General features: G+C 36.9%; 20 protein-coding genes and 1 pseudogene (1 of these 21 cut by a window edge). 5 read left to right on the forward strand and 16 right to left on the reverse strand.

All coding sequences use genetic code 11. The annotated features are described in order from the left end of the window. Nucleotides 1–255 precede the first annotated feature (255 nt). Nucleotides 256–522, forward strand: a pseudogene (locus HZ311_RS05890) (transposase); the annotation flags it as partial. 238 nt (nucleotides 523–760) lie between these two features. Here the strand turns inward: HZ311_RS05890 and HZ311_RS05895 are convergent. The 9 genes from HZ311_RS05895 to comGA all read right to left on the reverse strand — a co-directional run bounded on the left by HZ311_RS05895 (nucleotide 761) and on the right by comGA (nucleotide 6,830). Next, nucleotides 761–1,942 (reverse strand): acetate/propionate family kinase, encoded by a 1,182-nt coding sequence (locus tag HZ311_RS05895; RefSeq protein WP_023520440.1) that lies wholly within the window; start codon nucleotides 1,940–1,942, stop codon nucleotides 761–763. Between the two features lie 24 nt (nucleotides 1,943–1,966). Further along, entirely contained in the window at nucleotides 1,967–2,974 is a 1,008-nt protein-coding gene (locus tag HZ311_RS05900) for a class I SAM-dependent methyltransferase (RefSeq protein WP_023520441.1), read from the reverse strand. A gap of 171 nt (nucleotides 2,975–3,145) precedes the next feature. Then, the gene (gene comGG / locus HZ311_RS05905) at nucleotides 3,146–3,499 is read right to left on the reverse strand and encodes a competence type IV pilus minor pilin ComGG (protein ID WP_010734202.1); all 354 of its coding nucleotides are present in this window, start codon (nucleotides 3,497–3,499) and stop codon (nucleotides 3,146–3,148) included. Next, complete coding sequence (gene comGF, locus HZ311_RS05910; protein WP_023520442.1) at nucleotides 3,471–3,896, reverse strand: competence type IV pilus minor pilin ComGF; 426 nt, start codon at nucleotides 3,894–3,896, stop codon at nucleotides 3,471–3,473. Before comGF ends, comGG begins: the two co-directional genes overlap by 29 nt. Beyond that, nucleotides 3,880–4,113, reverse strand: a complete 234-nt coding sequence (locus HZ311_RS05915; protein ID WP_016250009.1) for a hypothetical protein — start codon at nucleotides 4,111–4,113, stop codon at nucleotides 3,880–3,882. The genes comGF and HZ311_RS05915 overlap by 17 nt, the downstream gene beginning before the upstream one ends. 58 nt (nucleotides 4,114–4,171) lie before the next feature. Next, nucleotides 4,172–4,639 carry a competence type IV pilus minor pilin ComGD gene (gene comGD, locus HZ311_RS05920; RefSeq protein WP_137072883.1) on the reverse strand — a complete coding sequence of 156 codons (468 nt, stop codon included), beginning with the start codon at nucleotides 4,637–4,639 and terminating at the stop codon, nucleotides 4,172–4,174. After that, nucleotides 4,620–4,901 (reverse strand): competence type IV pilus major pilin ComGC, encoded by a 282-nt coding sequence (gene comGC / locus HZ311_RS05925; protein ID WP_010734198.1) that lies wholly within the window; start codon nucleotides 4,899–4,901, stop codon nucleotides 4,620–4,622. The genes comGD and comGC overlap by 20 nt, the downstream gene beginning before the upstream one ends. After that, nucleotides 4,898–5,947, reverse strand: a complete 1,050-nt coding sequence (comGB, locus tag HZ311_RS05930) for a competence type IV pilus assembly protein ComGB (protein ID WP_178946531.1) — start codon at nucleotides 5,945–5,947, stop codon at nucleotides 4,898–4,900. The genes comGC and comGB overlap by 4 nt, the downstream gene beginning before the upstream one ends. Then, the gene (comGA, locus tag HZ311_RS05935) at nucleotides 5,904–6,830 is read right to left on the reverse strand and encodes a competence type IV pilus ATPase ComGA (RefSeq protein WP_062806102.1); all 927 of its coding nucleotides are present in this window, start codon (nucleotides 6,828–6,830) and stop codon (nucleotides 5,904–5,906) included. Before comGA ends, comGB begins: the two co-directional genes overlap by 44 nt. Nucleotides 6,831–6,960: 130 nt before the next feature. Between comGA and ade the strand changes: the two genes are divergently transcribed. Further along, nucleotides 6,961–8,700, forward strand: coding sequence for an adenine deaminase (gene ade, locus HZ311_RS05940; RefSeq protein WP_023520446.1), 1,740 nt, complete (start codon nucleotides 6,961–6,963; stop codon nucleotides 8,698–8,700). Nucleotides 8,701–8,752: 52 nt separating this feature from the next. On the opposite strand, the gene trmB is transcribed toward ade, so the two are convergent. From trmB to HZ311_RS05960, 4 genes are all read right to left on the reverse strand, one after another. Beyond that, the gene (gene trmB, locus HZ311_RS05945) at nucleotides 8,753–9,403 is read right to left on the reverse strand and encodes a tRNA (guanosine(46)-N7)-methyltransferase TrmB (RefSeq protein WP_010734194.1); all 651 of its coding nucleotides are present in this window, start codon (nucleotides 9,401–9,403) and stop codon (nucleotides 8,753–8,755) included. A gap of 114 nt (nucleotides 9,404–9,517) precedes the next feature. Then, nucleotides 9,518–10,297 (reverse strand): phosphotransferase family protein, encoded by a 780-nt coding sequence (locus HZ311_RS05950; protein WP_010734193.1) that lies wholly within the window; start codon nucleotides 10,295–10,297, stop codon nucleotides 9,518–9,520. 301 nt (nucleotides 10,298–10,598) lie between these two features. After that, nucleotides 10,599–11,810 carry an ABC transporter permease gene (locus tag HZ311_RS05955; protein ID WP_023520447.1) on the reverse strand — a complete coding sequence of 404 codons (1,212 nt, stop codon included), beginning with the start codon at nucleotides 11,808–11,810 and terminating at the stop codon, nucleotides 10,599–10,601. Then, nucleotides 11,803–12,540, reverse strand: a complete 738-nt coding sequence (locus HZ311_RS05960; protein WP_010734191.1) for an ABC transporter ATP-binding protein — start codon at nucleotides 12,538–12,540, stop codon at nucleotides 11,803–11,805. Before HZ311_RS05960 ends, HZ311_RS05955 begins: the two co-directional genes overlap by 8 nt. Nucleotides 12,541–12,675: 135 nt before the next feature. Here HZ311_RS05960 and HZ311_RS05965 point away from each other — a divergent pair, with 135 nt between their 5' ends. The 3 genes from HZ311_RS05965 to HZ311_RS05975 all read left to right on the forward strand — a co-directional run bounded on the left by HZ311_RS05965 (nucleotide 12,676) and on the right by HZ311_RS05975 (nucleotide 14,660). After that, nucleotides 12,676–13,110 carry an HIT family protein gene (locus HZ311_RS05965; RefSeq protein WP_023520449.1) on the forward strand — a complete coding sequence of 145 codons (435 nt, stop codon included), beginning with the start codon at nucleotides 12,676–12,678 and terminating at the stop codon, nucleotides 13,108–13,110. Beyond that, nucleotides 13,103–13,450 (forward strand): YtxH domain-containing protein, encoded by a 348-nt coding sequence (locus HZ311_RS05970; RefSeq protein WP_023520450.1) that lies wholly within the window; start codon nucleotides 13,103–13,105, stop codon nucleotides 13,448–13,450. Before HZ311_RS05965 ends, HZ311_RS05970 begins: the two co-directional genes overlap by 8 nt. Nucleotides 13,451–13,631: 181 nt before the next feature. Further along, nucleotides 13,632–14,660: a peptidylprolyl isomerase gene (locus HZ311_RS05975; protein ID WP_023520451.1), complete on the forward strand. Its 1,029-nt coding sequence runs from the start codon at nucleotides 13,632–13,634 to the stop codon at nucleotides 14,658–14,660. 388 nt (nucleotides 14,661–15,048) lie between these two features. Here the strand turns inward: HZ311_RS05975 and HZ311_RS05980 are convergent, their stop codons facing one another. The 3 genes in view from HZ311_RS05980 to HZ311_RS05990 are tightly spaced (each overlapping or abutting the next) and all read right to left on the reverse strand, a layout consistent with a single transcriptional unit that may run on beyond the window. Then, the gene (locus tag HZ311_RS05980) at nucleotides 15,049–15,993 is read right to left on the reverse strand and encodes a 3'-5' exoribonuclease YhaM family protein (protein WP_010734187.1); all 945 of its coding nucleotides are present in this window, start codon (nucleotides 15,991–15,993) and stop codon (nucleotides 15,049–15,051) included. After that, a complete protein-coding gene (locus tag HZ311_RS05985) occupies nucleotides 15,977–18,700 on the reverse strand; it encodes an ATP-binding protein (RefSeq protein WP_178946532.1) in 2,724 nt (907 codons plus the stop codon). The genes HZ311_RS05980 and HZ311_RS05985 overlap by 17 nt, the downstream gene beginning before the upstream one ends. Further along, nucleotides 18,697–19,273: the final stretch of a metallophosphoesterase family protein gene (locus tag HZ311_RS05990; protein WP_137072887.1), read on the reverse strand. Its footprint extends 638 nt past the window's final position; only the last 577 of its 1,215 coding nucleotides appear in the window; the start codon falls outside the window, past its right edge; the stop codon is at nucleotides 18,697–18,699. The genes HZ311_RS05985 and HZ311_RS05990 overlap by 4 nt, the downstream gene beginning before the upstream one ends.

Consider the following 19,273-nt stretch of genomic DNA (forward strand, 5'->3'; position numbering starts at 1 on the left):
GTCTTACTACTCCCCAAAGTAGAATTTGTTTGATCATTAGTCCTCTATTATCTATAGATATCGTCTTAAAATCACCCCTCCTCACTTATTTGTTATAAAAAAATTAACTTTTATTAAAAGAATCAGGGATATACCACCCTTAATCTAGTTTTATTGTAACTTTTCGATTTATATATAACAATCATTCTATGCGTGAACTAGTATAAAAAATGACTTTCAACTGTCATTTCCTAAAATCGGAGTTGTAAAATAAATATTCAACTTCGCTCTCATTTTAGAAGGAACTGTTTCTGGAACACTATCTATACGGTTTTAAGGATTGTGGGGAAAATGAACGACCTATACACTCGTATTCCAATAAAAATCCACACAAAAAAGAATAGAGAAATTTATAAAAAGAAAAAACAAACTATTGAACGAATATTTGCAGATGCAAAAGAAAAGCATGGTATGCGTTGGACGAAATATCGAGGTCTTGAAAAAGTCACCACGCACACGGTGCTTACGTTTGCTGCCATGAATTAAAAAAAACAAGCCACATGGCTATGGAAAGCAAAAAAGCCTATGGCTTTTTATTTTAAATTTCTACAAAGACTAACAAAAAGGAGTTGGCAATTAAGCCACTCCTATTTGTCTACAGTCTGAGAGCTGGACAATGTCCAACTCTCTTTTTATAGAAACTTTATATTAATCTGGTTAATTTATTAGTGTCAGCCAAATCACGCGGATAAAAAACTATTACTTCTTTGTTTGAAGTAACTTAACGCAAGCGTTCTACGTCACGTGCAATCATTAATTCTTCATCTGTTGGGATGACTAATACTTTGACTTTTGAGTCTTTTGTTGAGATGTCTAACTCTTCACCACGTAATTTGTTCAATTCTGGATCGATTTCACAACCAAACCATGTCATACCTTTGATCACTTCGTTACGCACATGACCATCATTTTCTCCGATACCTGCAGTAAATACGATTGCGTCAACGCCGTTCATTGTTGTTACATAGCCACCAATATATTTACGGATACGGTCAACAAACACATCATAAGCCAAACGGATTTCTTCTTTATCGTAATTGTTTTCAAGGTCACGCATATCACTAGATAGATTTGTTAACCCTAAAAGACCAGATTTTTTGTTTAAGATATCAACCATTTCATTGATATCGATCGATAATTTTTCCATTAGATAAGGTAAGATCGCTGGATCGATATCACCAGAACGAGTACCCATCGTTACACCTGCTAATGGCGTGAAGCCCATTGATGTATCAACAGATTTACCACCGTCAACAGCAGTAATTGAAGCACCATTTCCTAAATGACAAGTAATGATTTTTAAGTCTTCGATTGGTTTACCTAACATGTCTGCCGCACGTTCAGAAACATAACGGTGACTTGTTCCGTGGAACCCATATTTTCTCACTTTAAAATCTTCATAGTAAGCGATTGGTAAGCTGTACAAGTAATTGTGTTTTGGCATAGTCGCATGGAAAGACGTGTCAAAGACAGCTACACTTTGGATATCTGGCAAAATTTTCTTAAATGCTTTGATTCCCATTAAGTTGGCAGGATTATGCAATGGCGCAAATTCTGCTAATTCTTGGATGCGTGTCATTACTTCTTCATCGATGACTACAGAGTCACCATAAGTTTCTCCACCATGAACGACACGATGTCCGACACCTGTAATTTCATCATACGCGCCTAAGATATTTAATTCGATCAATTGATCCAATAACATTTTCACAGCAACTTCATGATCATCAATATCTAAGATTTGTTCAAATTTTTGGCCTTCACCATATTTGATTGTAAAAATTGAATCATTTAATCCAATTCTTTCAACGATTCCTTTAGCGACTACAGTTTCTTCTGGCATTTGGTATAACTGCCATTTTAAACTTGAACTTCCAGCATTGATTGCAATTGTTTTTGACATGTTACTCTCCTTTTTGGTAAATAGTTATAAGGAAGCTGATTTCCAGTTTTTAAATTCGTTAAAAAACTTCGTCACCTTCTCTGGTTCTTTTAGTGAATCAAGTTTAACAAGCAGTACTTCCTTGGTTTGTTTTGCTTGTTTGCCTTTTTTCTGTAAAATCAAAATACTTTTTTGTGATTGCTTATTTCGGAACAACTCATCCGGCAATTGGATCATACCTTGAAGATAGCCTTCTTCTTTAAACCATTTTTTAATGTACTCGCTTTGCTCTGTCTCCAAGAAATTGCTTGGCATCAAGAATAAACCGAAACCATCTGGCTTGACGTATTTCATTGCCTGTTCCAATAAAAGATGATGAGCATAACTGTGACCTTCTGTCGCGCTTGTCAAAAAGTCTTGCGCTTTTTGATCATTCGGATAAAAGCCGATTGGCAAGTCACTGATAGCGACATCAACTGGTTCGATCAATAATTCTTGTAATCCATCTTGGTGAAAGTATTGAACACTCGCTTGCGCCAACTCACTTGTAGAAGCCGCGACAGAGAGTAGTGTATCATCGATATCCACACCAAAACCTTCTGTATGGTATCCAGCAATGTTTAGGTTTAAAAGAACTGTTAATAACAAATTGCCCATTCCTGCTGAAATATCCAAGACACCGATTTTTCCTTTATGATCAGGGAATAGTTGTTCGATCAAGAAAACAAACAAGAAACCAATACTATCTGGTGTCAATTGATGGTTTGCTTGTAAGTGCTCGGTTTGACTTCCCTTTAACAAAAGCAACTGCGATAAACGACGCCACTCTTCCGGTTCAAATGATAATTCACTCAGTTTTTGATAAAGTTCTGAGATCTGTTGGGTTGTCTTTTCATTTGGTACACCATCTACTACACGTACTTGATAGTTGTCTCTTAAATTTTCGGCATTTTCAACATAAGCTTCTAAAAAAGAAGTTCCCAATGCGTTTTGTAAAAGCTGAATAGCTTCCAGGTTTTGCTCAAACCCTTGTTCCATTTTTTCTGGTAACATCGTGCGCCTCATTTCTAGATATATTATAACAATTATTTTACCTGTTTAATTCTAACGAACAATCACTAAAATTTCAATCGTTTTCATCCTTTTTCTTTGTGAAATAGCGAACATTCAACACCTTCAAAACAGCTGTATTATAGAAAAGAACGGTTATTGCTTTAGAACCTCTTAATCTGTAGTATTTTCTGTATCAATGATTCGCTCTGTAAATTCAAATTGGAAAGGTGAAACAGTTATTACTAGCTCCACTAGGTCCTGTTTGACTGTATACTGGACCGTACCTACATTGTAATCATACTCCCCTTTGCCTTGCTCTTCCAACTGATTGGATTCCATCAGAAACATTTGCTTGATGATCTTTGCTTGGTAATATTTTTTTATGCGTAAATAACTGTCTATTTTTAGACGATAACTTTCAAGTAATCCTTGCATGAAGAATATACATAATAGAAAAAGAGCCAAGCTCGAAAACAACACATTTCCTTTTAACCGCTTATGTTTTTTGCTTTGTCCAAATACCATACTTGTTATCTCCATTCATAAATTCAACATGCAGTAAAATCACTCGATCTTCTTCTTTGAATTGGACATGCTTAACACCTGTCAGCATAGGCTGATGGCCACCAGCAGTTCCACGTTTTCTGATCATTTGCTGATAGCCTTCTATGACGAACGTTTTCTCGTTTTCATAATATAAGCGATTCTCAATGATCGAAATACGTTGACTTGAAGCAAGTTCGTTTTCGAATTGAGCTAAGAAAATTAACCATTCTGTTTGTTCGTCTTTTTGAAAAAATGTATTCAACTTTTCGCTTTGTCGAATAAAGAGACCAAATGATAAAAGAATCGTATTTAGAATAAGTAATGCAATCAGACATTCAATCATTGTAAAAGCAGATACTTTATTTCTTCCGTTCAATGGCGATCACTTCATTTCCATCATTGATTGAAACTTTTCTTATTCTCTGGCTTTGCGTATCGATTACTGTAGTTCCCCGCTCCCACTCTGCTGGTCTTGTCGGCAACTCTCCATATCTACGATAGTTTCTCACGTCTTCATACAATGTCCTCAATAGAAGAATTTCTCGGTCTTTGGTTTGTTCTTGTTGGATCAAGAACAAATTACCAGAACTCATAATATAAATACTCATGGCTGTGATCATTAGCGCGGTTAATGATTCAAGCAGTACAAAGCTAGCTAGATTGGATTCTTTTGATATAACGACCACCTCCTAGTTGGAATTGGTAAATGATTCTTTGTTTCTTTTCTGGCCAATAAAATTCATACGCCTTCAACGAGCTTTCGTTCCCTGTCTTCGCATCATAAGTAATCGGTGCATGACGTTGGATGGTCAAAGCTTCAGGGATCGGCAACACTTGCCACTCCATTGATGAGTAAGGAGGCACCTCAAATAAAAGACTATGACGCTTTGGATCATAATAAAAACGAGTAACTTGTTGATGGATAATAGCACTTTGTTGTACGAGATCGATCCTTTTTTCTAGCTGATCAAAAAAACGATGGATCGATTGTTCTTTTTCTAAAGAATGGAATGAGAGGACAGGAAAGATAAAGAAAGCAAGGGAGACAATCAAGACAATAATCGTTTCTGCTAAAGTGTAAGCTTCGGTGAGGTATTTATTAGTTCTTGCGATACGCATCGGCATGTTCCTGTTTGATGTATCCTTCTCGTAATAGTTCATCAATACTTGGGATCTTTCCATCATTTTGTAATGCGTAAAGTTCACTTTGAGCATCAATCAGTTGCATAACTGCTTCACGACCTTCCTTATTGACATGATCACGATAACGAGAAATATTGGGGATAAATAGTAAAACTAACGCACTAATGACGAGTAAGACGATCAACATTTCAATCAGTGTAAAACCTTTTAGACGAGCCATTCTTTTTCTATTCTTCATTTTAGAACCTCCTCGATATTTCCATATACTGGCAACAAGATAGCCACATAAATCAGCAAAATCAATACAGCAATCCCAAAAAAAAGGACTGGTTGGACCCAGTGCAACCAACGATGGATTTTTTGAAAAAATTCTTTACGTGTCAAATCACTGTAAAACAATAATTCTTTACCTAAATTTCCTTTGGCTTCTCCTTGTAGTACGATTCGACTAAACTCGGTCGTCAAAAAACCGTATTGCTCAAATTGTTGCGCCAAAGGAATACCTAGTTCGAGCCCTTCCATTAATTGATACGCTAAAGACTGAACCAAACTTCCTTCTTTAGTTTCTTTCAAACAGCGAATAATTTGTTTCAAGTCGAGGCCTTCATAAAATAGTTTGCCTATTTCTAGTGCTAGATAAGCTGATTGATAGGAACGATAGATCTTTCCTATCATCCATTGCTTACTTATCCACTCACTTCTCTTGACAACTTCCAACTTTTTCAAGCGAAAAAAAATCATTGAACCACAAAAAATACTACTACCAACGGCACCTAAGAATAGCCAAGGACTTGTTTGAAGCAATCGAATCCCCCAATGTGTCGTGGTGACCATGTCGGTCTGAAGCAATTGTGGCAAGACGAACTCACTTAGACTGACTAAAATGCCGACTAAAAAGACCAACAATACCAGTGGATAGCTGATGACCTTTTTTAAGTCTCTTCGAAATTGTTCAATCAATCGAAATTGTTCAGCGATGCCCTTTAAAGTTTCGACTAAATTTCCATGGACTTCTGCCAGTTCCACCTGTACGAGTTGCTCTTGCTTAAATCCCAATTGCTGAAGGACAAAATGAAAAGATTCGCCAGCTTGAAGATTTCTTTTAGCGAAATGGACATAAACTTGTGGTATCAGTTGCAGTAATTCCAATAAATCAATTGCTTGCTGTAAACTAAAGCCATTCAAGAGTAACTCACCGATCGTTTGGATAAAACGAGTTTGTTGTTTGTGATCCATCTTTTTAAAATGGATAGGATTGCCAAACATTTTTTTGTGCCTCTTCATAGCTAGCTCTCCATTCTTTTCTTTCGATTTCATTGTCAGAAAAACAATAAGACCACAATGCTGTCAGTTGTTCATTAAAATCAGGCAGCAACTCTTGATAGATAACGCCAGACAAACATTCGTCAAATCCATCGTTTCTCGTTAGTTCTTTCATCCTTGCCACAGTCCCCTTGAGATCTCGTGCATGGACGGTAGCAAATACACGATGGCCCGTCAACGCTGCCCGAATCGCTGCATCTGCTGTCTTCTTATCTCTGATTTCACCGACAATCAATAAATCAGGACGATGACGTAAGGCTAGTTTTAATAGCTGATCATAAGTCTGATCGATTTTTTCATTGACTTGTAACTGTAAAAACAATGGCTCTTCAATTTCTACTGGGTCCTCGATCGTGATCACTTGTTCCTCATTCCTACGAGCAAGGTGATACATCAATGACGTTTTACCAGAACCGACCGGTCCACTAAACAAAAACAATCCACGGTTGTTCGTACTCCGCTCAATAACTTGCAAGTCTTTGGGGACAAAACAGCGAAAACTTTTTTCATTCAATGCATAGAGTATCCGGATGACTAAGCTCTCTCTTTGTAAATAATCACCTACGGACGAGAGTCTTAATCTTATCATTCGTTGATCCACTAAATAAGTCAGTGAGCCTAGTTGTGCTTTTCTTCTTTCACCGATATCCATTTGTCCCAGGTACTTAAAACTAGCGATCAATTGTTGTCCAATCTCAAGGGAGATCGATTTTTGGAATGTTCGTCTTTTACCTGTACGAAAATAAACCTTAAAATCTTCTACATATGGCAAAATATAGATATCTTGCACTTTATTTTTAGCTCCTCCATAAATGATCTCATTTGCTAAATCTTTTATCTTCATTTCTTTGCCCTCCAAGAAAATATACGTCTTTTTAAGATGAATCGTTTATTTTTACAAAATTTAATGAAAATCATAGGTTAAATCCGAATTTATGTTATACTAGTAAAAATTTATTTGGGGAGGTTTCAGAGTGGATTCGCACTTAAACAAACACATTGCAGTTGCAGGAAAAAAACAACCCGCTGATTTAGTTATCAAACATGCAAAAATCGTCAACGTCTTTACGAAAACAATCATGGAGGGTGATGTCGCTGTCTGCGACGGAAGAATCGTAGGTATTGGGGAATACGAAGGTACGACTATCTATGATGCAAAAGGACAGTATTTAGTTCCTGGTCTGATCGATGGTCATGTGCATATCGAAAGTTCTCTATTAGCACCTAAAGAGTTTGCGAAAATCTCTCTATTACATGGTGTGACAACAGTAGTAACTGATCCTCACGAAATCGGTAATGTCGCCGGAAATGTGGGCCTTGAATTTATGCTGGCAGATGCAAGAGAGACACCAATGAATATATTCATCATGCTACCTTCATGTGTGCCTGTCACACCATTTGAAACAAGTGGCGCTGTCTTAGATGCAAAAGCACTTGCTCCTTTTCTTGAGTATCCTGAAGTACTTGGTCTAGCTGAAGTAATGAACTATCAGGCAGTCGCTTCAAATGAGCAAACGATTATCGATAAATTACAGCTGATGCATCAAAAGAACAAAAAAATCGATGGCCACGCCGCAGGAATAAACGGAGACGACTTAAACGTTTATTTAACTGCGGGCATTCGAACAGACCACGAAGCAACGACCGCCCAAGAAGCGGAGGAGCGTTTAGCGCTAGGAATGTATTTGATGGTTCGAGAAGGAACCGTAGCAAAAGATCTCCAGGCACTCTTACCTGCTATCACACCAGACAATTCACGTCGCTGTTTATTCGTGACTGATGACAAATTGATCAATGATCTTGTAACAGAAGGTTCCATCGATCATATCGTCCGTGAAGCCATCTTGGCGGGCATGGACCCACTACAAGCCATCCAAATGGCTTCATTGAATGCGGCAGAATGTTTTGGCTTACAACATTTAGGGGCAGTTGCGCCAGGCTATCAGGCAGACTTTTTCTTAACAGATGACTTGAAAAAGTTGCCGATCAATACCGTGTTCTATCAAGGAGAAACGGTTGTGATAGATGGACAGTTGGTCCCTGAAGTTACAAAATTAAAAATTCAGCCAGCGATTGATGCATTACCAAAAATGACAGTTGCACCATTTGGTCCACACTCTTTAGAACTAGCTTTATCTTCATCAACCGCTCATGTCATAGAAATCATTCCAAATAGTTTGTTGACCAACGATTTATTGGAGCAAGTTCAAGTCGATAATGGTTCTTTCACTCCTTCAGTGGCAGATGATCAACTAAAGATTGCTGTCATCGAACGACATCATGCTACAGGAAATATTGGTCTAGGAATTGTAAAAGGATTCCAACTAAAAAGGGGGGCCTTAGCTACTACGGTGGCTCACGATTCACATAATATCGTCGTTGTAGGAACAAATGATGAAGATATGTGCTACGCTGCTGAACAATTAATCCAAAAAGGCGGCGGGATGATTGTTGTAGATCAACAAACTGAATTAGCTTGTTTACCATTACCTATTGGCGGTTTGATGTCACTCGAATCTTATGAAACAGTTAATCAGCAATTACTGAACTTGACTGACCAAGCACATCATTTAGGCGCAAGTGAAGCATTCGATCCATTCTTGACACTTTCATTTTTAACGTTATCAGTTATTCCTGAATTGAAAATCACTGATATGGGGCTCTTCTCTTTTTCAAAATTTGACTTGATTCCCGTCTGTGATCAACAAGACTAAAAAAATAAAAAAGAAGAGACAAGAACTTACAGTTCCTACTCTCTTCTTTTTTCTATTTGGTTTTGTCCACAAACTGTGCTTCCACACGATAGATCCGTTGTCCTCGAGAAGAAAACTTCTCTTCATATTCTGTCATGATATTGTCTTCAAAATCACTTTGATGTAAATCAAGCCAGACTTTTTTTAGACGCATCCCGTATTGTGAAAAACTAGCCAACGAATATTCAAACAATCCTTGATTATCTGTTTTGAAATGAATTTCGCCATTTGGTTTTAGGATCTCTTCGTCAACAGCTAAAAATGTACGATACGTCAAGCGCCGTTTTTCATGTCTCTTTTTAGGCCATGGATCTGAAAAATTCAAATAAATCTGATCGATCTCATTCTCTGAAAAGTACTCAGTCAAAGCAGAACCGTCCACGTGCAATAATCTTAAATTAGGTAATGGTTCCTCCAATACTTTATCTAAAGCAATAGACACGACACTTACTTGCATTTCGATCCCAATATAATTGATTTCTGGATGAGCTTTGGCCATCCCAGTAATAAACTGTCCTTTTCCCATGCCGATCTCAATATGGATTGGTTGATCATTGCCAAATAATTCTTTCCATTTTCCACGCCATTTTGTTGGCTCACTGATGACGATCTCTGGATGAGCGGCTAGCATTTCTGCTGCATTTGGTCGGTTGCGAACACGCATCTTTTTCTTCCTCTCTATTCCTATAAAAGATTGTTCCTTGTATTTCACTGAATTTATTGTAAACCGCTATTGGTATTACCCCTAAAAATAAAAAAATCAACTGAATATCCGAGCTTAACCACTAAAAATTCGTTTGAGTTGTAAAATCTCTTCATTCATTCGTCGATAATCTTCACGTTTGCAGTAGCGTGTGATTTCTTGTAATAGGTTCATCACCGCATACCAATGTAGTTTTTCTAAAATTTCATCTGTTGGTCGGATACCGTAGCTGATCAACCACTGATTCCAACTAGACAATGGCACGTAATTTCCTAAAATAGTCGCGATATCTACCGCTGGATCAGCGAACATGATTGAATCCCAATCAACTAAATATAAATAATTTTTACAGACTAACCAATTCCGATGATTGACATCTCCATGCACGACCGCTAATTTTTCCTTGTCTACCGAAGGAACTTGTTGGCACAAATAGCGATAAACGAGTTGTAAAAATTGATTGTTTTTTAAGCTGTCCGGCAAATCTTGTTCATAATATTGCAGCATTTTCTGGGGTGTCAATACTCTACCACCAATTCGAGAAAGCATGGTTTTTAAAGACGTTGAATGATGTAGATGATAAAGTACATCAATGACATCATTTCTTTGGCCAATCTCACTAGGCGTCAACAAGCGGCCTTCCAGCCATTCTTGTGCGGTCAAGGTATCGCCATCTCCTGTTCGCTTAGTCCACACTAATTTAGGCGTAATGCCTTCACGAGAGAGTGCAGCGAGCATTGGCGTTGTGTTCCTCTTGATAAAAACTTTGTCTTTATCACGCATGCCTATGTATGTTTTTCCTGTGTCACCTTTGATGGGGCGTAACCGCCACTCTTGGTCTAACTGAAACTCCATCGCGCATTCTCCCGTCCTCTACTATATGTTTGCAGTATCTATTATTCTAGTCGCCCAAGTCTTGAACGTCAAGCACATATACGTTCTTTTTCTATGTTTTGCCTTCTAAAAAACCAACTTTTATCAAAATAAAAAAAGTCCCTAGTGATTTCTTCCTATTAATAAGGTTTAATACATCCTTTTTTGACCATGGAAAAAAATAGGAAAGTTCGAAAAAACATAAAGTAATTTCGGACTTCCCCACAATTCTTGTGATCTATTCTCGTAAAATAATAAAATTTTTCTGCTTGATTTCTCAAGGCTACTCCGCAACCTTCTTGAGCCGCGATGGCACGTACCATTTGATCAAGAGTCCGTTGACAACAAGATAGACCAAGATAGGTAGCCATCTCTCATTTCCATCAAGAACAACAGCAGCGATCACTCCAAATAAAACAGCAACAAAAGTCAATAACCACGTCAAAAGACGTTGGAGTGCTCCACTTTTTTGACTCTGTGGGATAGGATACAATTGGACCAAGATCATATAGCGAAACTGACTGTATAACGGTAATAACTGAAAGCCAATCAAATATAGAAATAATGAGCCAATACCTAAAGTAAAGTATAGATCGTTGATTCCGGCGATAATGATCGAGCCAATCACTGTCAAACGTACGTACAAACCAATAAAGTCTGACCCTCTAGCAAAACGTCGAACAAATAAATAAAAATACGTGTTTTTCGTTTCTTTCTTGATTCCTCGTAACACCGGATCAAGATAACGGCGCCTTTTGACTTTCGCGGTGATCTCCGGCACATCTGTAAACAAATTGATGAACTGATAGATTTGGTGCAAACGTTGTTTTTCTAATTGGATCATTTTTTCCCAGTCCAAATGAGCGGACAGTTTTTTCCATAAGAACCCATAATAGATCCCAGCTTGAACAGATGAAAGAATCAAGCCCAACCAAATATTCCCATAAAAAGAAAGAAGTAAGATCCCAAATGACGAGACCCACCAACCATATTTAAACAGGTTTTTACGTGTTTCTTCCATACGATAAAAATCTACTCGCTTCACTTGTAAATGACTAGACTTCAAACTCCATAGTATAAGTAGATAAACAAAAAATAGCGAAAATGGTTGTTGCGTTGAAACCACAACTAACGGCATCGCAAATCCACACACTAATCCTAGAAAAACCATAGGAAAAATACAAGAATAACGAAAAGCTCGTTGCAAATAGCCTTTCATTTCTTTTTCTTTCGGTAAAAGAAAAACTAAATCTGCCGGCTCCGCAAAAGTCGCGATTTTCCCAACGATCAAGCAAATCATCCAAATCAATGAGACGATGATACCTCCCATCGAAAAAGGAGCTTCAAGTGTTTTTAGCCAGTTAGAATAATAAAGGCCTAGACCCCCAATCAAAAATAAACAGACTAATACAAAATGGTCGTTGAATACATAGCGTAAATATTTCATCATTTTTTTATGATGTTTTGCTAGTCTTTTTTGAAAAAAATCATTCATAACCTTGCTCCTTCGTCAATGCGATGTAGATTTCATCTAGGGATGCTTCCGGCATTCGAAAAGCAGTTTGCAACTCTGCTAACGTGCCATCTGCTCTGATTTCTCCTTCATGAAGAACAACAAAACGGTCACAATATTTTTCAGCAGTGGCTAAAATATGCGTAGACATCAAAATACCCGATCCTTCATTTTTCATCTCGACCATTAATTCCAACAAAGCATTGATTGCCAACGGATCTAGCCCTAGAAAAGGTTCGTCAATGATATACAAAGATGGTTCAATCAAAAAAGCACACAAAATCATGACTTTTTGTTTCATCCCTTTTGAAAAATTCGCTGGAAACCACTCTAACCGATTGGACAATCGAAACGTGTGTAACAACTTTTCTGCCCGTTTCATTGCAATATCCATTGGAATGTTATAAGCCATCGCCGTTACTTCAATGTGTTCTTTTAACGTAAGTTCTTCATACAATGAAGGTGTTTCTGGAATATAACCAATTTGTTTACGATAATTTTCTACATCCTTTTTAAGGGATAATTGATTGATCTCGATTTTGCCTTTCGTTGGTTCAAGCAAACCGATAATATGTTTGATCGTTGTACTTTTTCCTGCTCCATTCAAACCAATCAACCCAACCATTTCTCCAGGTTGAACGTTAAAACTGATATCTTTCAAAACAGGTAAATGACCATAGCCACCTGTAACATGTTCGATTTTTAAACTCATATTTCTTCCTCCGTTATTATATTGTCTTCATTATACCACGAAGCAAATCACGTCCAATTATTTTTTACGTGCATTCTCACGAACTTATGTTAAAGTTGAGGTAACGAAATTTGAATAGAAGAAAGGTGTTTTTATATGGACAATTGTATTTTTTGTAAAATCATCAATCAAGAGATCCCTAGCTATAAAATCTATGAAGACGAGAAAATCTATGCGTTCTTAGATATCTCTCAATCAACTAAAGGACACACATTGATCATTCCTAAAGAACACGTAACTGATATCTTTGATTACAACGAGGAATTAGCCAGTGATGTCTTTGCCCGTATCCCAAAAATCGCTCGTTCCATCGAAAAAGCATTTCCCGAAATGGAAGGTTTAAATATTATCAATAATAATCGAGAACTAGCCTATCAAACTGTATTTCATTCCCATATCCATTTAATCCCGCGTTATAGTAAACAAGATGACTTCTCCATTCACTTTGGAAACCATCAAGCAAATTATACAACGGAAGAAATGACTGCTATCCAAGAAAAAATCAAAGAGCAGGTGACGATTCATGGTTAAAAATTTTCTAAAAGGATTAGTATTCGGTGCTGTTACCGGTGCAGCAGCAGGATTATTATTTGCACCACGTAGTGGAAATGAGACCAGAGAGAAATTGATTGCAGAATTAGATGAAGCAACTGAATTAACTAACGAATTAAATAACAGTTTAAATCATTTTAAACACGCGTTATCTGAAACAAAAAGAACAGCTGAAACTGTTATCCCATCTTTTCAAGAATCAATCGAAAAAGACCTTGAAAATTTCAAATTCCAAGCAGAACCACGAGTGACACAAATCCAAGAACAAGTAGAAAAACTTTCGGCACATTTACCTGAAAGCTTGACAGACGTGCAATAATGATCAAAAATCAAGCGCTTTTGATAACTATATGTCTTTTTCATGTACCTAGATGTATGGAATGTGACAAAAATTTGAATTTTGTTTGAAACTATCAGTCAGAACGTTTTTATTCGCTCATAGATATGGTATAGTAATATTTGTGAAAACCAATAATAAATTACAGGAGTGCAAAACTTAAATGAAAAAGAAAAAAATAATTTTAGCTGCGACAAGTGCGTTAGCTATTCTAACACTAGCAGCTTGTTCTGGTGGCGGGGATACAAACAAGGATATCGTAACCATGAAAGGCGGCACAATCACCGTCGCTGATTTTTATGAAAAAGCAAAATCTGAATCTGCTAACCAACAATTACTTCAACAAATGGTGATCTATGATGTATTCAATAGCAAATACAATGATAAAGTTTCAGATAAAGAAGTAGATGCTGAATATAATAAAACAAAAGAAACTTATGGTGACAGCTTCGAGACACAATTAGAATCTGCAGGATATACAGAAGAAAGCTTTAAAGAATTCCTTCGTAATAATCTTGTCTTTAAAGCTGGGATCGAATCTCATGTGAAATTGACAGATGAAGACTTGAAGAAAACGTGGGAAACATTCCACCCAGAAGTAGAAGCACAAATCATCAAAGTTGCTAGTGAAGACGAAGCAAAAGAAGTTAAGAAATCAGCTGATGACGGCAAAGATTTCGAAGAACTAGCGAAAGAAAAATCAACAGATACAACTAAAGACGATGGTGGTAATATCAAGTTTGATTCAGAAACACAAACTGTTCCATCTGAAGTAAAAGAAGCTGCTTTCAAACTTAAAGACGGTGAGATCTCAGATGTGATCACTGCAACAAATCCTTCTACTTATGCAACAGAATACTATGTCGTTAAAATGGTGAAAAACCAAGATAAAGGAAATGACATGGATAAATTCAAAGATCAATTAGAAGAAATTGCGACTCAAGCAAAAGTGAATGACAGCGAATTTCAAACAAAAGTAATCGGTGAAGAACTAAAAGAAGCGAATGTAAAAATCAAAGATGACGCATTCCAAAACATCTTGACACCATTTACTTCAGCTACAACAAGTACATCTTCAACTGAAGACTCAGCAACAGAAAGCTCAGAAACAAAGAGTTCTGAAACAAAATCAACTGATTCTACTGAAGCATCAGAAACAGAGCAAAGCACGACTGAATCAACAAACGAATAAATACTATACGCTTCTAGACATTAAAAATAAATGCTAGAAAGTATTTAAAAAATGGTTTAGGAAGAGAAAATTCTTCCTAAACCACTTTTTTGAATACGATAAGTTCTCATTATCCATCTCTGCTAACGGAAAGTAAAACATTCTTTGGGTTCATAAAAAAATGTTTAGGGACATAGTTCTCTTTGAACCAACTAAAAGCGAATAAATGGTGGGAACAAAAGTTCCCTCTTCGGAAATAAAGCGACATCCACAAAAGTTTGAAAAACAATTTTCGTGGATGTCGTCTTATTTATCGAGGCTAAATACTTCCGTCTTGCCCTCTTTAAAACTAGTGAGATGCTATCAATAAATTGTTACGTATCTTTCATTGTCTATCGAACAATTACCATCATTTCTGTTTAGGTACATAAAAACTACGATTATCTAACCCAAATATTCGATCTGTATATTTCCCTGGCTCTGTTTGACGAATCGCAGTAGTCATCATTTGCATTGAAGCATCGATCGTGTCGATTTGGTGTAAGACTTCAGCTTCCATGATTCGAGGTCGAACAGGCGAACCATATTCTAATAATCCATGATGTGATAGAACCATATGACGTAAGATCAGCACATCTTCTTCTTCCTCACTGATTTTCAACGCTAAACAAGCTTTTGTTATTTCTTCATCAATTAAAACTAAATGCCCTACTAAATTACCCGCTAATGTGTATTCTGTTGCCATTGAGCCGGACAACTCGATCACTTTTCCTAAATCATGTAAGATAATCCCCGCATAAAGTAGTGGGCGATTCAATTCAGGGTATTCATCAGCAATCGCTTTACCTAAGTGTAACATCGATACTGTGTGATAAGCCAATCCACTAGCAAATGCGTGATGATTTCGTTTTGCTGCTGGATATTCAAAAAATTGTTTTTGGTATTTATTGAGTAAATAACGTACGATTCGATTCCAATGTGCATTGGTGATCTCAAATAGCAATTGGTTGATTTCTTCTTCCATTTCTTCTTTTCTCAATGGTGCTCTTTCCATGTACAAACTGGGATCACTCGGTTCATCAACTTTTGTTAAACGCATATGCAAGATTTTAACTTGAGGGTTTCCTTGATAGACCTCGCGTTTACCATTTAAAAAGACAACTGTTCCCGGTGTAAATTTTTTGATCTCGTCCTCTGATGCATCCCAATATTTGCCATCAATTGTTCCTGATGTATCTTGAAATGTAAAAGCGATAAATTTCTTACCGTTCTTAGCGATTCTTACATCTGCATTTTTGATCAAAACGAATTGTTCGAATTGTTCATCAACGACTAATTCACGTATTTTTTTCACTATTTGCACCTTCTAACTTTCTCACAGATTGTTCTAGCTCATGATAATAGCTTACCATTTCTTGATCAGAAGACAAGCAAATTACTTGATAGGTTTTGCTAAATTCAGCTAGTAGTTTAGCTAAACGGTATTTTCTCTTATGGTCGTAGTGTAGCCAGCCATCATCAATGATCACTGGACAGATCGAACGTTTCGCTTCCAAAGCAAGATATGCAAAACGCATCGCCATAATCATCTGATCCTTTGTCCCTGTCGATAGTTCATAAATTGGAAACTCATCTGTACCATTTGTTAATGTCAATGTATCGTTTTTCAATTGTATTTCTTGGTACTGTCGATCAGTTAGGATACTTAGATAGTCTCCAGCTAATTTGAGTAACTGTGGTAATTGCCGTTCACTTAATTCTGTCGAAAGATCACCTAAAAATGTCCCAGCAATCACTAAGCCTCCCCACTCTTCAAATAAAGTTTGTAGTTGTGCTTTTTGTAGACTTTCCTGTTGATATAATTCATCTAATGTCCCGTCTTGTTGTAATCCCTCAATTTGCAACTGCAAACGTTGACGTTGCTCACTCTTCCTACTTTCTTCCCTCTTTAGTTCTTGCAATCGTTCGGATTCATGAGCAATCTGAGTCTGCAACTGGCTATAAGTAATGACAGTTTTAAAAATTGGGGAAAGAATATGCGTCAATTCTTCAAAACGCGCTTGTTGTTGCTTCGTTTGCTCCACCTTTTGTAAAAAAATCGGTACTTCTGATGGGTAAGAAAGTTCTGCTCTAGTAAATTGTTCTTTGTATTCCTCCAACCACATTTTTTGTTTCTTTTTCAATGCGTTGATTTCTTGTTTCAATAAAGTATTCTGTTGATAACTTCTAGCATATTTCATTTGTTCCATCTCTTGGATGAACGTGGTTAATAGCGCCATTTTTTCCGAGAGAGATTTATGTTGGAGCGGTAGCCATTCTTTTGCTAGGTCAAGTTCCCCATCTATCTGTAAGAGTTGTTCCTGTATCTCACGTTCTCGTTGTTGCTTTTTTTGGAAAACAGCATAAAGCTTTTGATAATCTGTTACTTCTTGGCCCTCATTTTTCATCGTTTCAAGCGTGTTCATTATTCCTAATGAGTGATGATAGGCAAAATCAGCCACTGATTGTTCCATTTTTTGTTGCTTTCGTTTATTCTCATTGATTGTTTGAGTAATCTCTTCTAATTGTGCCAATACAATATCCAGTTGTCCTAGTTTCTCTTGCCATTTCCCTTTGATTTCTGGCAAATTTTGGTTTGTAGTGTTCTTAGGTTTTCTACGAGTCAACGTATAGCCAACCACTCCCAAAGCAAGCAATGGCCCCAATATTTTTCCAGGCATAGGTAAGATTAAACCAATCACAGCTAACACTAACGCACTAACGTAAAATTTGAAAAAGGATTGTTTTTCTGGAACATCCTGGGTCGGTCTTGTTTGGATCAGCGTTGGATGGGCTAGTTCTAATTCATTGATCTCTGCTTCTAGTGTTTGTTGCTGTTCCTTCACAATATCAAAACGAATCGCTAACTGACTGTGTTCATCATTTAATTGTTGCGCCATCGTATACAAAGAACGCCACTCTGGATCATCAATAAATTCCTGTGGTCGTTGCAATCGATCCCAGCGCCAACGTTGTTCTAAGATTTTCAATTCTGACGCTGTTTCCCTTGTCTCTACTTGCAGTCTTTGCCACTCATCCATTAATTGCTCAGTTGAAAATTGCTTTTGCTGTAGTGCTTTCAACTCTTGTTCTTGTTCTAAATAAAAATAATAACATGCAGACTGTTGATCTATCCCACTATGTCGCTCTAACGAAGCCTCAAGTTCTTCCAGACGTTCGTTCATTTGTTGATAACGTTTGGTAAATACTTCTAAATCTTGTATTAGTGATTCATCCGGTACTTCAGCTAGCATATTTTTTTTCAGTGATTGCCACTCTTCATATAAAGAGAAATTCAATTCTTGTTGATGATACAGCGTAAGTTTTTGATTGATTTGTTCGATATCATGCAATAAGAGCTGTTGTTGTTCTGCTAGTCGTTGTTCCTCCATGATCCATTCACTATAGATCGCCTCTTGCCCTTGCTTTTGATGAATCTTTTCTTGTAGTTGTTTCCATTCATTTAGTCGCTGATTAATCACTAATTTTTGACCTTTTCTTTTAAACAACTTATCAGCTGATTGATAATATTCTTGTCTTTTTTGAAAGACATGAGAACTTCCAGTGATTCCTAATGAAATCAGCGCATCATGTAATTCTTTTTCTGTTAAATGAGCAAGTTCACTCAGTTGTTCTTGTTGAAATGTAAAAACCTGCTGGAATAACTCTTTCGTCAAAGGTGAAAGTAGTTTTTCTAAGAGTTCATCACTTCCACTTTGGCCATTACATGTGACCTTCGATTTACCTCTATTTTGTTGTTTATATCTCTCAACATAAATTTCTCCATGTACAGGATGATTCAGCCATAATTTCCCACCATATGCAGAACCGTCTCTCGGTGTGTAATCTTTCTTTTTCTTCCCTTTTGATGGAAAACCAAAAAGGATTGCTTGAATAAATTGATAAATTGTTGACTTTCCCGCTTCATTTTCACCGTAAATCAACTGATTGCCAGAGGTAAAATCAAAGGTTTGCTGACGCCACTTTCCAAAAGCTGCTATTTCGATTTTTAAAATATTCATTCAGTACCCCCCTCAAACAAAAAGTCTTGCCGAATGATTTCTTGGGCCTTTTGTATCGTAGATTCTTGAAAGTCCGGTAGCAGATCCAACACTTTGATTGCCTCTTGATTTGTGTAGGCTTCATGTAATATATGCTGAAAATCTTCTTTTGTTTGGTAATTTTCGAATAGTTGTTCAAACATCAATGTGGAAGCAGACAAAGAAATTTTTACCTTGTTATCTCTTTCTAAAGTAGAGATGCGCCAAATAACTAAATTCGAAAATTTCCTGTTTGTTTCTTCCTTCAAATAATCTAATAATTCTCCAGAATAAATACGATCCAACACTTCCTGATCTAAGTGTTCATAATCAATGATCTCAAATTCAATGAGAGTCATCTTATTGGGTTCAACTAATTCTTGCTGGATTTTCTTCAATACATCCGTCGTTTGTTTCACTTCTCTGAGAGAAATTTGCTGACGTTTCCAATAAACTTCTGCAACTTTTATAGGTGTTGTTCGACAAGATGCTCCTTGAAGTTCAACTAAAACTATTGAAGTCGCAGGCTCTTCTTTTTTTGTATGACCTTGTGGT

The sequence above is a fragment of the Enterococcus mundtii genome, assembly GCF_013394305.1.
GTDB classification, from domain to species: Bacteria; Bacillota; Bacilli; order Lactobacillales; family Enterococcaceae; genus Enterococcus_B; species Enterococcus_B pernyi.

What these genes read in the sequence shown, in the direction of transcription:
- HZ311_RS05895 (WP_023520440.1), bottom strand. Translation starts at nt 1,942, where the DNA reads ATGTCAAAAACAATTGCAATCAATGCTGGAAGTTCAAGTTTAAAATGG.
- HZ311_RS05900 (WP_023520441.1), bottom strand. Translation starts at nt 2,974, where the DNA reads ATGTTACCAGAAAAAATGGAACAAGGGTTTGAGCAAAACCTGGAAGCT.
- comGG (WP_010734202.1), bottom strand. Translation starts at nt 3,499, where the DNA reads ATGGTATTTGGACAAAGCAAAAAACATAAGCGGTTAAAAGGAAATGTG.
- HZ311_RS05915 (WP_016250009.1), bottom strand. Translation starts at nt 4,113, where the DNA reads ATGAGTTCTGGTAATTTGTTCTTGATCCAACAAGAACAAACCAAAGAC.
- comGD (WP_137072883.1), bottom strand. Translation starts at nt 4,639, where the DNA reads ATGCGTATCGCAAGAACTAATAAATACCTCACCGAAGCTTACACTTTA.
- comGC (WP_010734198.1), bottom strand. Translation starts at nt 4,901, where the DNA reads ATGAAGAATAGAAAAAGAATGGCTCGTCTAAAAGGTTTTACACTGATT.
- comGB (WP_178946531.1), bottom strand. Translation starts at nt 5,947, where the DNA reads ATGAAGAGGCACAAAAAAATGTTTGGCAATCCTATCCATTTTAAAAAG.
- comGA (WP_062806102.1), bottom strand. Translation starts at nt 6,830, where the DNA reads ATGAAGATAAAAGATTTAGCAAATGAGATCATTTATGGAGGAGCTAAA.
- trmB (WP_010734194.1), bottom strand. Translation starts at nt 9,403, where the DNA reads ATGCGTGTTCGCAACCGACCAAATGCAGCAGAAATGCTAGCCGCTCAT.
- HZ311_RS05950 (WP_010734193.1), bottom strand. Translation starts at nt 10,297, where the DNA reads ATGGAGTTTCAGTTAGACCAAGAGTGGCGGTTACGCCCCATCAAAGGT.
- HZ311_RS05955 (WP_023520447.1), bottom strand. Translation starts at nt 11,810, where the DNA reads ATGAATGATTTTTTTCAAAAAAGACTAGCAAAACATCATAAAAAAATG.
- HZ311_RS05960 (WP_010734191.1), bottom strand. Translation starts at nt 12,540, where the DNA reads ATGAGTTTAAAAATCGAACATGTTACAGGTGGCTATGGTCATTTACCT.
- HZ311_RS05965 (WP_023520449.1), top strand. Translation starts at nt 12,676, where the DNA reads ATGGACAATTGTATTTTTTGTAAAATCATCAATCAAGAGATCCCTAGC.
- HZ311_RS05970 (WP_023520450.1), top strand. Translation starts at nt 13,103, where the DNA reads ATGGTTAAAAATTTTCTAAAAGGATTAGTATTCGGTGCTGTTACCGGT.
- HZ311_RS05975 (WP_023520451.1), top strand. Translation starts at nt 13,632, where the DNA reads ATGAAAAAGAAAAAAATAATTTTAGCTGCGACAAGTGCGTTAGCTATT.
- HZ311_RS05985 (WP_178946532.1), bottom strand. Translation starts at nt 18,700, where the DNA reads ATGAATATTTTAAAAATCGAAATAGCAGCTTTTGGAAAGTGGCGTCAG.